The sequence below is a fragment of the Candidatus Omnitrophota bacterium genome, from assembly GCA_028716245.1.
Taxonomy (GTDB): domain Bacteria; phylum Omnitrophota; class Gorgyraeia; order Gygaellales; family Profunditerraquicolaceae; genus UBA6249.
The window spans coordinates 1-16,893 of sequence record JAQUQW010000006.1; the positions used below are offsets into that span (position 1 = coordinate 1).

The 16,893-nt window shown below is 36.9% G+C and carries 1 protein-coding gene (only partly in view); it reads right to left on the reverse strand.

What is annotated here, in order from left to right:
* On the reverse strand, positions 1-16,893 hold part of the coding region annotated (locus PHG87_07270) for a GNAT family N-acetyltransferase (protein MDD5477974.1) (this coding region is incomplete at both ends). The annotated region continues 37,266 nt past the right edge of the window; 16,893 of 54,159 annotated nt are visible.

The following is a 16,893-nucleotide window of genomic DNA, read 5'->3' on the forward strand; positions in this document are numbered from 1 at the left end:
TTAGATCAGCGGTGCCGTTATCACTAAACTTACTATCCAAATCGGCCCCCTGTGAACTCCCGCCGTCATTCATACCTTTATCTGAATTATCTTGCTTGCCTTCTTCTCGATTCAACTTCCTAAGCAGACCCTGGAGATATTCCTTAGCCGAGTCATTGGTCCAAATACTAGTTTCCTCATTCTCGCCGCCGCCTTTTGAGCTTTTATTCCCTTTTCGCGCGCGGATTAATTCTAGATCCGCCTTCCAATCCTCTTCCAGAACAAACCCGTTTACATGATGTTTGTTAAGATAAAATAATGCCTTGAAAAGTTTTGGGTGGGATTCTAAATACTTTAATTCCCAATTCCGTATCTTTTCTTCGGACAACCTAGGATTAATTAAATGCTTTATTTCGTGGCGGAAAATTACTATAAGGGCGAGGCTTAAGGCGGCGGTTTTGATATTAAGCAAGTAACGGTTAATTTTCAAGTAACCGGTATCGATATCAACCTTGCCAGCCTGCGTAAGCTTATAAGAGATAAACAAAGGTATTTCTCTTTCCGGCGGGGCGTTGGCCAAGCCGATATAAGCTTCTTTTAAACTTTCAATCAATAAATCTCTCTCGCCAGGGTTCAGTTCTCCTTTTTCACATATAATTTTCATATCTCCATTTTTAATAACCGCTTTTGCCAAAACATCGGGAATCCTCAAATAATCCGGGACATTCTCCTTAACAACAGCCATATTCATCTTCGCCGGGTAAGCATACTTAGAATGTTCTTTCTTCAAGTCCGCTTCAGTAAGATTAAATTCCTTCATTAATATCGGAGTCATTACTTCAAAAACTAATAACAACGCGTTAAGTTCAAAATTAGACCTGCTAGGCTCTAATATTTTTATATCCTTAAATTTTCTTATCATATAACGCGTTTCTTTCTTCGGAGACTCACCCTTAATAGGTATACAAAAATCCGCTAAGCCGGCTAATTCCGAATGCGGATCAGCAGTAATCAAAATAACAAATAAATTATCTCCCTTGGCAATTTTTGCCAAATTAATAAGTTCAACCGTATTGCCGCTTCCGCTGACAATCAAAAGTATATCGCGTTGCTTAGGAACCTTTGTCGGGTTGATAATCGGGCTAATATCAAACTCCCTGCCTTCCGGTTTCATCAACTCTAGCCTTATTTTAAGCATCTCCAGGTCTAAATCCGACCTGCCTATCGCTCCTAAAAATACCCTTTTCCCATAATAGTTAACCTTCTTTAATATATCCGCTAACTCCGCAATCTTTGAAGCGGGGAATTCCTGGCTAAGCAGCACGCTTTTTGATCCTTCAATTAACTCTTTCATCGTCAACAATACTTTCTGCGCGTCCTCAATAGTCGCCTCTTGGCGTTTATCCTTTACAATACCGATCAAACTTTGAGCTACCGCTTCAAAATACAGTAAAACAAGCAGCTCAAACGTGCTTCCTAAAGGAAGAATCTGGGAAAGGTGTTCGTTACCTAAATCATCCTTTGATTTCCCGGGAAGGATGACAAATGAGGCTTCCTTTAATAATTCCGAAGACGCATTAGAAGTTACGCTAAACACATCAAATCCCAGTCTTTTCGCTTCCATTGAGTTTGTATTTACCCACCCTGTTCCCATTGAACCGGAAACGGCTAATACCAAATCCCCTTTGTTAACTCCAGGAAGTAATGATTTAAAATCCAAAATATATACCTGAATACCTAAGCGTATCAGCCGGCGCGCCAGTATCTTGCCGGCTATCTGAGACCTGCCGGAAGCATTAATAAATAAATTGAATCCACCCTCTTTCAACCTGATTAAACAATTCAGGAATTCTTGTGTCTGCGCAATAGAGATAGCTGGTATCCCCTTTGCTAAAAACTCAGTTATAAATTCCGCTGAAACTACAACATCATCAGCAACTGTTTTTAAGTATTCGTTTTTGGTTTGAATGGGCTTCTTAGCCGCCTCCAAGATAAGTTCCTTTATTATCTTAACTGCCGTATAAGGTTTAGCCGCGTTAACTACAGATTCTCCAACAATAATATTATTTACGCCGTTATTGACTAAAGTATTGATAAAATCCTTATCAAACTCTTTCTCTAATACCGCGCCCAAGCCCAGGCCTTCTGTTTCTTCACAAACCATGCGCGCCTCGCGCAGGAAAATCTCTTTTCGCTTTGCCTTCTCCGGTTCACTAAGTAATAGTTCCTGCCTTTGCTCAGTCATGGATTTATGTAAATAAACCGCGTCCGCGCCAAACACTTTAGCTATAGCGGCTTTCTTTAAAGGATACTTTGTATCCATAATGTCAACGATAATCTTAATATTATGCTTCTTGGCTTCTTCTATCGCTTCTTTGATAACCTCGCCTGAACTAAACCCGTAAATAACCACCGCGTCAGCTTCTTGTTTTGCCGCCGCCGCTATTTTATCAATACAGAAATTCATTACCTCTAAATCAGCGATAATTTCCTTATCAGGGAATTTAGCTTTAAAATTACCTATAATTTCAATGCCATTATTCATAATTAAACATAACCCCAATTTTACTCCGTCGGCTCCGGCTTTAAATGCCTGTTGGGCAATATACATCGCCTTATTTTCATCCTCCATATCTAAAGCTACTATAAGCTTCGGCGCTTGCGCCATTGCTTTCTTTATATCCTGTGTTGCCTGCCGGGGATTATCCGCATTATAGATTGCACCTCCGACAATAATTACTTTGACTCCGGCCCTGACAACATTATAAGCGGTCTTCTGTTTTACTCCTCCGGCAGCGGCAATTGGCACATTTATAGCTTGAGATATTTTAAAGACATAAGACGGAGGCAATTCCTCGCCTTTTCTTTGGTCGCTTATAGGATTATGGAAACAAATAACTATCAAAGACTCAGATATATTAACCGGCTGCAATGCCGCGATTGCCTTTATCCATTTCAAATAAGTTTCCCAATCGCTATCCGGCTCATCCAATCTAAAGTGGTCTTTTAGTCCGATAAGGTCAAACATGACTATCTTTTTATATTTTCTGGCGATATTGACCGCCTTTTTCATTTCTGCATAGTCTGCTATTGCCAACATCGCGGCAACATCCGCTCCCGCTTCAAACGCCAACTCTATCTCATCCGCGTACACCGCTTTTAAGTCAGCGACTATTTTCTTTTCCGGAAATTCTTTCCTTAATCTTTTAACTATGGAAAGCCCTGCCTCTTTTATCATGTGAGAGGTTATTTTCACGAACGAAGGATTATCTTCAACAATTAATTCCTTATATTTATTAAGTACCTCTTTTAGCTTCTCCTGGGATTTTTGCGGCAATTTCTCGATCTTTCGCTTATCCATAATAATCTTAAACCCCTCTTGTTTTGCTTTAATAAAACACTCTTCCAAAGTCGCGTAAGGAGCAAAACCCGTAAGGATTATTGCTATATTAGTAGGATCGATTCCCAATTCTTTAGCCGCTGAGGCGACAATGTCTATCTCAAGGTCGCCAACATCCATAGTCAAAAACTCTACAGCGAATTTTTTGCCGGAATTGCTTTCTATTGCTTTCTTTAACGCATTCTTTACTCCTATTTTTATTAAAGGGGTTCCGGCCTCAACCCAGTCCGCCCCTCCAGCAACTGCTTCCCGGGCGATTCTTATTGCCATTTCTGGATCTATCAAATCTAAAGCTACCTGAAGCAGGGCTTTTTCATTATTCATCTCTCCGCCATCTTTACTGCCTTGAGACTTAAACACCTCAAATCCCGAAGAAGCCAAAACAATGCGCTGCGGATTACCAAGCAAGGCAAAACCTCCTTCTTTGCCCAAATCTACTAAACTATGGTTTTTAAGTAGAACCAACTTTTTACTTAACTCTTTTTTCAGTATATTCTCTCTTATTTTAATCTTATTGAGATCGGGCAGCGTATAAGAATAATCATAATTGTAATAATCTAAAATGACGGGAACTTCCCAAATTACAACTAAACCATCTGTTTTTAATATACTCTTCATAATTGCATCGATGAATCTTTTTGTCCGCTTGGCGTCTTCCTTTAAAATCCAGCCGATGCCTTTAAATATTATGTAATCTAATTTTTCTTCTTCAAGGATACCTTTTTCTTTAAGCGATCTTATTTTTCTAGCAATAGTATCTATATCCCTGACATCAACGGAAATATTAACAAATTTCTTAAAACCCTGAACATCTTTTAGCGGAATTTCTTTTTTTAATCCTAATAACTCTTTAGGAACAGGAATAATACCATGCATTTCAACCATTGCATTTTGTAGTGCTTCAACGCTTTTTTCTTCACCGGTAAATTCATCCTTATCTACATTCACTCCAATAAGCATCCCATCTTTGCTTTTCTCTTTAGACGCTTCAGCTAAAGCCGCTAGAGGAACGAAATCCGGTCCAATGACCGGGTAAAGCCCAGTCTTCTGCTGTAAATTGAATATCTCAACAGCATATTCCCATAAGATAAGGTATCTCTTCCAATAATCTGTCGAATTTTTAATTTCATCTAAAAATTTATCTTTGATTATCTTGGCCTCTTTCAAAGTCGCAATCTCCCCACCGTCATTCTTTCCTTCGTTGATAAATCCTGCAGTGGGATTATTAATATTAAATTTAGCTTCTGCTAACTGCTTTTCAACATTAGGAATATATTTTTCTATTCCTGCCGAGGAAAGCAACTCTCTCTGCGCCTGAAGCGCAAGGCTTTCAGCCAAACGGAAATTCCTGTTTTTCTGTTCAGCTATTGCTTCTTTTGTAACTCTTGAATATACCTGGGTGTAAAACCTTATTGCCTGAGAAGTCCCTGAAGGCCGTATGGTAATAAAATTCTTGCTGTTATAGAATGGCTCGCCTTCTTTTAAACTTGCATCCTCAAAGAAGAACCTGATGCCTTCGTCCGGAAATCCTGCGTAATGCTGCTCATCGTAACGGCCGGACTTAAACTCTATTGCTCCGATTACTTTTAAACCGCCCAAGACAAATGGCTTAACGCTGCCAACATTCTCATTTGCCAGTTTCATCCATTCCTGTGCTTTCTTAAGCAGGTTTATCTTCTCGGTTATTCCTTCCGCCCCTTCAAAAGAACCTACTCGCGGTAATGGTTTGTTCGCTGTTGCAAAATGGCCAATTTGCAGATAGATATCGTCTAACAATTCAAATACGGTGGTGTTATTTTCTTTCGCGTAACAGGCGATTTCAGCAGCTAATATACCGGCAAAAGTCCCGTCTTTATCGTTAACGTGCGCGTCATCCGCCAAAACCTCTCCTTCACGGATAACTCCGCCTAATATACTGAATCCATTTGATTCTTCAGCGCCTGCTTCGTTAATAAACCCTAATTTTCTTAACTTCTGGCAGAAATCGGCGATATAGGTGAACCCAACCCATGACCGTTTACCATTAAGATATTGTCCTCTTGCTTCTTTTTCATCTTTATCATACATTTCACCTAATGAAGCTACTCCAAATAATGCCGCAACCGCTTCAAGGGCATCGGTTGTTACATGGCTGAAGGTAATGTAGTGCTTTTTAGGTTCTTCTAATAAGCCTAATTGCTGTTTCTTCATCAGGCGATACCAGATAAGCACTGTCCATACATCGTTTGCGGATAATAAACGATATCTCCCAAAAAGATGTTGCTGGTTTTCCGGAACCTTTACTATCCATCCCAACCTATCGGCGTCGGGGTCTGTTCCAATTAGCATATCTAATTCATCAAAAGCTTCCTGCCCATACTCGGCAATAAATTCTTTTACTGCAATATTAGCAGATATCGGGTCGCCCGGGTCAGGCTGCTCGCCCCAGCCGAATGCCGGGAATAAACCATCAAGTACCTGAAGTTTAGTTATAGCCTTGACATCGCTAAATCCCAATTCAGCTAACAATCTCGGCACAGCCTTGTTGCCTGAACCGTTAAATGCGGAAAAACCAATCTTTAAATTTTTAGCCTGTCGCTTGACGAGTTCTCTATCTAAAATAAATTTCTTGACCTGCTCAACGTGTAAAGTGTGCATATCGATAAAGTATTTAGAATTGTTTACATCTACTGTCTTATAGTCTTTACTTTTAAGCGGTTCTCTGCCGCCAAGCCAAATTAACTGTCCTTCTTCCGCCTCCTCCAAAGATTTCAGTTTTATATCCGCGGTAGTCACTTTAGATATGGCAGCCTTGACTTCATTCTTCATCTTTTGAGGCAGCTGCGAACCGGTAAAATCTGTTATTTTATATCCGTTATATTGAGAAGGATTGTGGCTTGCGGAGATAAGAATACCCAAATCAGCGCGCACTGCTTTTGTTGTAACGCCGAACGATAATTCTGGAAATGGGCTTGCTTCATCAAAAAGATAGACAGTAAATTTATGCTCTGGGCTTGATTGAGCGATAAAACATTGCGCGATCATCTCGGCAAACTCTTCACCTGCAATACGACTATCGTACCCGATTGCAACTTTATGCAATCCTCTTTCTTTTGCGTATTTAATAACGCCTGTGGTGTAAAGTAATAAGACTATATCATTTATGGTATTTGGCCCTTTAAGTATTCTGGCTGACGGGCCCTCTTCCTTTAAACGCCGCAGTTCTTCCTCTGTCAATGCAGCCATTCCGCGAATACCGGCTGTGCCAAAGGTAATATCCTGGCGGAACACCTCCACAATATCCTTCCAGCGGCCTTGCTGAATTGCCTCAAAAATGGCTTCCTGTGTCTTTGGCGATAGCTTCTTGATGTGATCATCGGTCGCCCAGAATTCCAAGTTTTTATAGGCAACCTTCATTGCCTTATTGTAAATCTCATCGGTAATCCGCTTGGCATTGTGCTGATCGGTAAGGTATTTCTCTATCTGTTCCTTGGCGAGCCGTAAAAGACCTGCCTCATTCCCACCATCCAATTTTGTTTTGGAAAGCTTAGTTGACTTTAAACAAACAGGCTTATTATTATCGAAAATATAACCGCTTCCGTTCTCTATGATGTATTCAATTGCAATCGCCTCTCCAGTATTGATTCTGACTTTGTAGCCTAAAATACACAAGCGCTCGAGTATTATTTCTTTCAACTGCATTAAATCCATAGCCCTGACTGAACCTAATAGATTCTTAATCATTAGCATATCTCGATGTAATATAGTACCCTCTCTTAGTTCAGAAAAACTTACATTGCCATGCCCACAATGGAATGTTTCATCTTCAGAATCGAAAGCTAGACTAAAAGCGAATTCATATGGCATAACTTTACCATTGACTACCTTGTAGGTAATGTACTCTTCCGTATCTGCCCATCTAGATCTTGAACTACCTACAATAATATATCCACCTTCCTCCACATGTTCTGCGAGGTTCTCTAGTTCTTCAGAATAGGAATCTTGATAATAAGTCATAACATTGAATGCTCGTACTACTCTTGCTTTCTTGGATAATCTAAATTTTCTAAAGTCTCCTTGGATGATAGAGAGATTAGAAGTTTGTCTTACATAATGTTCTATAGGATTAAATTTGATGCAATTACCATTCATATCTTGATAATCTTTACCTTTGGATTCTCTTAATAGATAATCCCTTAAGCTTAAATATCTCTCGATTTCATACTGGGATATCTTAGAAACTTTAGGAACATATTCCATCCAAGTATAGTCTATGTTTATGATCTCACTAGAATTGTCAAAGAGAATTTCGATGTAACCTTTATTTCCCCGAATACGCACCACATATGCAGGAACATAAAGTTCAAGGCCTACAACTTCTATATCGGAATACTTTATGCATAATTTTTGGGCTAATTCAATTATAGTGTATGGCGGATAACCTGGACCAATATCTAACATCAGCATCTCAGATTTAGCTAACTCTTGCACAATATACTCATCAACATAACTCAATCTCCCTTTGGAAGTAACTATTCGGGGTTGAATTTGCCTTGCAACAGAAATATCTGTATTGCATAAATAATTAATATCAAATGCCCCTTTTAATTTCATCTCTTTATAGTTCTTCGACAAATGAACTAACTTTTTCCAATTTTCTTCGTTAATCCATTTTAGTAATTCTCCGTCTACTGCGGGAGTAATTGATACGATGGGCAACTCATTCTTTACTTCGCCAACTAACCTTGTATCTCCGTTTTTATTAAGACCGTATTTATAAATTAATTCCATAGCTGAATCGAAACTGCCAGCTTGTAATAGTAGTTGTTCTGTGTTTACACTAACAAAACCACCTTTTTGCCTAGAGGTCTCTATCTCTATTTGTTTAAATATATGTCTTGCAAACCTGATATTAGCCAACATATAATCAACTACATCTTCTCCACCCCGACTTCTTATTTGTTCCATTTTCTTATTAAATTCTTCTAAGTACTTATCTGAGACGCCTTTCTTTGTTTCATTATCTGTTTGTATAAAATTAATTGTTAGGTCTATACCGAATTCTTTCTTAGTACTTTCTTGGGTTACTTGTAAAACTACAACGTAATACGGGCCTATCTTATTTAATGCGTGTAACCTTTTAATAAACCCATTTGCAGTATAAGGATGAAGTTTTATATTAAATCCTTTGCTGCATAATTTACTTATGACATTATTTAAAATTCCCCCAAGTTTAGCCCTTAATTCCTCTTCTGCAATATCCACGTTGGCAGAAATATCAAAATCAGGGTTATTCCCTATATAAGTTAACCTCGCTGTCGAACCAAGATTTTTTACCCAAAGTAACTTTTTGTCAATGCATTGTTGAATACTAATTCTTATAACATCTATAATAGTTTTTTCGATTTCCTTTATATTAGCGACTTCATTTTTATTCAACTTAAATTTCTCTATTTCCTGTAACAACATGACTTCAAATACATCTCCAACCACTCTATCAATACAGAGTTCTTTTCCACCGTCTCTTAGGAAATTTATAACTTTTTTTGCTTCCTTATAAAAAATATTAAAATCTATATCCGGATTAGTTCTATTTAATATTAAAGATTCTTTACTAATGACTTCAGTTAAACTCCTATGCGCATACAATACAACCCATAACTTATCTATTTTAAACGGGGGCAACTTATCAATTTGTAGTTCATTGAAGAGATTATCTATTTGGGTAATCTGTTCATCGCTTAATGCACCGGTAACTCTGCCTAGACTAATATGTAAACCCTCTCCCTTTGCCTCACTGGGAATACGGGCAAAATCTCGCTTGATTTTAAGAGTTCTCTTACCGTTTTCTTCTTCATATTCACTTACTGGTTCTAAAGTAAAAGATATTTCTCCATCTTTATAATAGTAACCTAGGCCGGTTATTTTAACATCAAAAGGCTTATGGGCCGAAGACAACTGAATTAATCCTTTTGAGAGGTTAACTATAGATCGGTCACCTAGCTTAATATCAGCCATATTTTTTATCTCTTCTATCTTTTTAATATCTATAGTTCCAGATACTGGAATAAGTGTATTTAATTTTTCTTTAAATTCCCCAAATATACCCTCACCAAGATCTTTGGAAGCCGCTTCCCTCAACTTAATCGCCTGCTTGGCTATCTTCTGAGCTTCTTCCAGATTTGCTTTGATATTGTCTGCATCAGAAGACTTTGAAGCTAAATCTAAGAAATCGAATATTCCGGGTAAATGATTTTCTAAGTTTTTCTCAATGACCTCTACTACATCCTTTATTTTTTCAAACGCTTTCTGCATCGATTCCTTATTTCCTGACTCAAAATTTTTGGTACGAGTGATTGCCTGGATGCTCATATGCAGAGCAGAAACACCCTTTTCTTCGTTAAATTTAACTTCATCATTTGTAATTTGCCTAATTCTTTGCCGGATTTTTTCTATTAGTTGGCCAAATTCCTCAAAATGCTTATTACCTTCCCCAAAAGGCAACCCTGCAACCACAGTAATAGCAAGCCCCCTCTTCTCATTCTTTTTCAGATTGCTCCTAATTCTATAGTTTCTGATAATCTCTTTGAACTTAGAAACATCTATTGTTTTTGTTTTGAGATATTCAATAGTTCCATTATTTAAACTAAACTTCTGCCCATTACTCTTTGCGTCTTCAAATAATTCTATATAACCATCTTTAATAACCTTACCGCCACTTGTATTTATTTTTGCCCCATTATTTTCAGCAAATATCTTTCCTATCTCTTCAATCATCAAATATCGTCTTAATCTTAGGATTGCCGGCTTAACATCTCCCCCATTAAGCAACTTAAACATTTCTTCAATATATAACCTACCTAGGAGGGTAAAAATGCCTTTTGTCCCCCCTAACTCAACACCTAAACCATGGTCTTTGGTCCAGAACCAATCGGCTTTGATGCTTTCTTTCTCTTTAGAATTATACAGACATTTTTTATCTCCTTTTTCATTGGAAATTACAGTTATGGGTAATCTAAGAAAATCAAAACCCACTCCATTAGAGGACATTTCATCATCGATAGCCAAAACAAGACAATTTGCATCTGTCACTCCTGCCTCAACAACTAAATTTTCTGCGGCACCCTTTTTATTAGCATCCTCTCTTATGCAATCTATGCTGGTAGAACCACCAAACTTTACCTCTACAGCTACACCTTCCTTACCTTCATTATTATTCTTTATAAATTCTTTCACCTGATTCCCTATTATTTCTCTGGCAGAATCATCACTCGAAAGTAATTTTTTCTGGGCGGGGTAAATTGGTTTTAAAGTAATTTGTATGGTCCTTTCTCCCTTTAGATCTTTTCTCTGTTCAACTTTTAGGCTGATTCCTCCGAATAAATGCTTCATCAGGTCTTCTCTGTATTCAATGTCTTCATTATACGCTTCAGATAATACTTCATGCATTTGTCCAAGTATAATATCTACCTTCTCCAATATTACGGTAGCCACATCAATACCAAAAATTACCCTATCTTCATTATTCAGTTTTGTTAACTCTTCTGTAATCTTTGATTTAATATTATCTTTTTCATTTATTAATTTATTCGTATATTCATATTTATTTCCTTTAGAATTATTATCGGATTGCTTTCTTACAACCCCTGAACTCTGCAACACATTTATAACCCGCTGCCAAATTTCTTTAATCTTATTTAAATTTTCAACTATTGTTCTTTCCTGTTGATCTCTAAAACATTTAGTATATTTTTTATCTTCATAATATTCCGAATTGTTAAATTTTATTTTTAGCCCGGCGCCGTTTACATAGAGCAGAAGATGATTCATTAACTCCCCAGGTATCATCTCTGTCAAGGAGCGGCCAAATTGCTTTTTAAATTCGTTAGCAGAAACTATGGCATAAATAAACCCGAACATCAGCAAGCTATTAACCTGCCTAAGAATATCTTTATCAATATTCTCGTCTTTCTTAGCTTGGGTTAGATCCATATCCACTGCTAATGCGCCCTTAGAGAGGATTTTTATTTTTTCTCTTATTTCAGATGCTATATTCAACCTGCCTTTAATATCAATTTCGATATTCTCTATGGGCCTATTATCTTGAGTAAATATAAACTTGGCTTCTTCCTTCTTAAATTCTAGTTCTATATTTTTACCCATAAAAACTTCTGACAAGAGGAAAGAATGCACTAGAGCCCGCGACTCATCATCTCTTGCATCTAATTCTTTCATCAACAAAATAGCATTATTTAAATCTTTAAAATCCAGAAGTTCCTTATTTTTGTAAATTTGCTTAAGATTTCGCCAAGTTGTCAAAATAATTGCCTTTTGGTATAGGTTATTCGCATCGTTACGAGCCTTTTCTTGCCTTCTTTCTATAAAATCTTTGTCTTTAGATAAAAAATTGTCGATTGGTTCCTTTAACTCATCCCCTTCTCTCCAGTCTTTTCTTAATCCAATAATTTCATTAATTCCATTGTGGAGTTTAAACAGTGCCTCACTATCAATATTGGTGGTTTCCTTCCGGACTATTTCTTCCGCTAATATTGTTTTTAATCCATTATGAATTTCTCGTTTTACAATCTCTTTGTTACCTTCATCAAGGAAAAGTTGCAGTATTGTACTCGCAAAACTAACGGAATTGTTACTAATCTCATCCATTAAATCCTTAAGCGGCATTAAATTCAACCGTAAAACATCTTTTAATATGGATTTCGGGTTAAAAATTTCATTTTCTTCCTTTGGATTAAGGATGTATAAAAAAAATTTGCCCCATTCACAGTTATTAATTTCCTTTGAACTTGAATAGAAAATATCTTCTTTATATTCTGCCTTTACGCCAAAACCTTTTTTGCCTATCTTCTTCTCACCCCTGACCCCCTCTAACCGCATGATGCGATTTAGATTAGGTTTAATTCCTGTCTCATCAAAAATTATTCGTTCAGCTGCCTTGTCATAATTTTCATCAGAAAATAGATGCCCTGCGGCAGAAATGTCTTTTCTTCCATCCTTACGCACCTGAATCAAAACTTGTCCTTTCATCGTTACCATTAGTATCTGAGAATTAGCATGCCATTGACCAGTTTTATGTGCCTCATTCCATTTTATTTTTTCATCTAACAACTTGCCATTTTTTGAATCGACTTTCCGTAAATAAAGTTCAGGGAGGTTCGCTTTAACCTCAGAGATTTTGTTTGCAATATTATTATATAATTCTTCCAGCCCTTTATAATTACGCATATTTTTATAATAACTGCATATACCAAATAGTCTATAAAATAAGCTTAATGCTTCTGCTTCTCTCTTATCATTTAGCAATTTTTCTCCACTACTGAAATCTTTACGGATATTTTCTATAAGTTCGCATAAATCTTCTTTACCGTCTTCGTCAATGCCGCCATCTTTGATAAATTTACCTTTTTCTAATTTTCCTAAGATAGTATCAATAACACTCCCATCTTCTTTTCGTATTTCAATACTAGTAGCAAAAAACAAAACAAATTCCTCTAATTTCTTTAATTTTTCTTCTAAACTTTCTCTCTTATCGTTAATAATAAGAATGTCTGCTTTCTCTTTAATTTCTTCAACTACATTTAACATAGAAGTAACTCTACTATTTAATTCTGATTTACTAATTTTGCTTCGTTTCTCTATACGGCTCCCTAAAATATTCTTTATATCATCTTTCTCTGTCGCTGGTAAAATACCTACTTTTAATAAATTTATCTTACAAGAGATTTCGGATGACTCTTCTATATCTTTCACAGTCTCGTATCCTTCCAACAAAATTACTTTTTCAGAATTTACCACCCGCGCCCATTCGCTTTTTCCATATGCATATCTAAACCCATAATGTTCCTTAATAAAAAGTAGCTCTCCCTGCATAACCTCTTCATCAAACTGCTTCTCTGAAACAAAACGATGTCTCTTATGAATACTATCATCGTCTCTCGGGTTTCGGGTAGTTGTTCGGATCATAGTAATAAAAATATTGGAATATTTCACCAATAAATAATTAGCAAAAGTACTTTTCCCAGATCCGCTTGGCCCCATTATTGCTAATATTTTCACTTTTGCTTCTAACTCTGGCTTCAAAGATCTTCTCTTGATATCATCTTCTTTTAATGCTAGAGGTATTTCTCTATTTAATGAAGTAATTTCTTCTCCGCCATCAGTATCAAAATCTCTTTTTCTCTTCATTTCATATAGCTCATTGGTATCTTGTTGCCACAAGATATCCACAGAATTTAAGATGTCCTTTGCCCCCATCATTTCGAATTGCTCCTCAACAAATTCATTTACTACCTCTTCTACTGAACGGTCTTTACCGCCTTGTTCTATTGCAGAAGTCTCTATTTTTATCTTCCGTTCAAGCCTAGTTTTATCATTTTTAAGGACTATTCCTGTAAGGAAATCTATTTGGTTCCTTATTTCCTCATGCATTACTAAATCGTAAGATCCGGTTATTATTAAAACATCCAAAGGACTCATTATTTTCTTTTCAATTTCTCTCCCCTGTTTATCAAAATCACGAGTGATAATTAACCTATCATTTCTAACATCTTCTATATCTCTGGCTATATTAGACCACGCATATCTTGATGAAACGCTCAAGATATTAAATCTAGTCTTGTCTGGTTTCGTAAAGAAACTAAACCCCTCTTCCGGATAGCGATAACCTTCTGAATTTATGGAATCCGCCTTAAATCCTTTTATTCGCAAGGATTCAATGAGAAATTTAGCAAGAGTTTTCTTCCCTACATACGGAAGGCCTATTATACCTATAACAAAACATTTAGGTGAAGAATCAAAGTACTGTATCATAGATTTTTCGATTATTCTAAGCAATAATTGCGACCCCCCATCTTTATATCTTTCCCTCGCTTCTTCTATTAATCTCTCAAAGATATCAAATCCAGTTTGTGTCCTATAAAGGGTCTTATTCCTAAAACCAAATTCTCTAGCTCTTTCCTCCCCGAAAGCTTCTTCATAGAGCATATATTCTTCTTTGTGCCGTTTAACATTGCCTTCTATTCTTTCCTTAGGAGAAACTCTTACTTCATTCTCATTTAAACCTTTTTCACGCGCCTTGTCTTGAACTTTCTTAAGATCTCGCTGTAAGTCAATTTTAAGTCCTTCTTCTGATAACATCCAAAGCCTGTCTGCTTCGCGATGAAACAAAACTAACTTATCTTTTCCTGTAAAAAGCCATATACCATCATTTGAATCTTCATATTCCTGAATGGAAGGATTATCGTGGACTTCGATAACCGCTTTAATCGTACTGATATCCTCTTCTCCGAAAGCAAAAGAAGGACTGTTAAGATTAAATTCTTTAATGATTTCTTCAGCGTTTATAGCGCCTATTTGCATATGGTCTTTCCTTAATTTTATGGCTTTCTGCCGTAATTCTTCACGCTTAATCAAATCTTCTTCTTTATCAATATCAGCTTTCCTTATTTTACCCTCTGCGCCTGTATCATGAAGGAGAGCAGCAACAATACCATTTTTTAATTCATCATCGGTAGCTCCTTCGCCTAGAGCTATATCTACCATAAACTCAACAACCTGCAAACTATGCTGAACTGGATTCCCTTTCCTTGATTCAATTAAATACGGCAAGGCAAGTTTATAGATTACCTCTAAGATATCGGCAGCCTGCGTTTTATGAGCATCCCTTAATTTCTTCAATGTCCAAGTCAAAATCTGTTCGGATATCAATAGTTCCCCATCTAATCCTCCGTCTTTACTTTCCGCAATAGTTTTCGGGAATTTAATATTATTATCTTCACAGACTTTACGAATAATTTCGTTTACGATATCAAGCGTTATTACTTGGCCAGCCATGGCATACACTCTTAACCAAGAGAATACATCATCAATATTATCTAAAGAGAACTCCCGGAGAATACCATCTCGCACTTTGAAAACTTCTATTGAAGAATCATGCAATTTATATAAACTATGCTCTATAAAACCTGCCAACACACATTTCGCCGCTTCCTCATCGGTTATTTCTACAGACGGGTTATTAATAACCTTAATATATACTGCATCCCTGTAACAGGTATAGTCGGCAAGAAGCTCTGTTTCAACGGTAACGCCGGATGCCCTCAAATGTTCAGCTACTTTTCTATGAGTTGAACCAAGGCTAACTAAAATACATATCTGAGGATTGCTACCTACTACTAATTCCTTAATATTTTTAGCAATAATATTATCCCTTTCTCTTGTCAATGCCGCAAAAGCACGAATGAACTCTTTTTCTTTAACCAATGCTCTTGCCGGCATCAAAATATTATTCATAACTTCAGAATACAATTTATTGATTTTTATCAACTCAATAGAAAGCGCAGACTCAAGCTTCGCGTCAACAAAAGCAAGCTTAGGTTGATATTGATAAATGTAGTCCGCCAGTTGTCTGTAGTAGCCGGGATAGGCTGTGTGGAATCCTCTATATTCAAGGCTACTTGTAGAAATTTTCCGCTGTGAAATAGCTGTAAAAAGAGATACTACTCCCTTGCCATAAAGAGCGAACTCAGGGCAATAGATATCATATTTTCCCATAATTTGACCAACTGGATGCGCGTCTGTTGCCGTGATATGCGGACCTAACAAAATCTTCACATTCGTCTTCTTAATTGAAAAAGGCTTTTCTTTTTTAACAAAGAAATCAAATAACCCGCCGCCGTCCGCCTTGATTTTAACAGTAATACTCTTTTTATGGCTAACCTCAAATATAATACCCCCTCTTGACAATATATTGATTAGTCCCCTATACTCTTTTCTAACATCCAATTCTCTCACTCCCCTGAAAAGTCTATTTAGATTCTCTTCTGGCTTCTTGAACAGATTAATACGACTAATATTGTTGCCTTCCTCGTTAAAACCCAGAGCTACTTTTGAAAGTATAACAAACAGCTTTAACAACACCTCATTGCCATTCTCCTGCCTGGCAAAATATTTAAATACAGCCTTACCGTAATCAAAAACAGTTATTTTCTTTCCCATGTATTCAATAAAAATATTTCTATCATTTTCTGTAATTATATTTTCTTCAATAGCTCTCTTAATTAAAGATTCCGCGGTTTCTTTCTTAATATACCTTCCCAGCCGCACCAAGTGCCAATTTTCATCTTGTTTATTATATTCTCCTCCTAAATCAGCCCATTTCAGATACTCTTCAAACGTTTCCTGGTCCATCTCATCAGCTCTTTCACCGTAACTCCTATCGGCAATGGAAAGTATGGCTAGCATATCCAAAGCAACCTGATTGTTTTCTAATCCTTTCCTCATATACGCCGGGATACGTTCTGTAGTAATTACTGTCGAAATATCCACGTGCTTTTCAATAATCAATTTAGCAAGTCCTATTATCTGGTCTTCAAAACCAAGTTCCTTAAGAATCGGCCCCACAAAACACCTTGCGCCAATCTCAGGGTGAGCTGAAGTCCTAATTATCTTTCCGAGATCATGCAAGAGCGGCAATAAAAAAAATAGTTCTATTAATTTACTATCACTCAAGGCTTTGT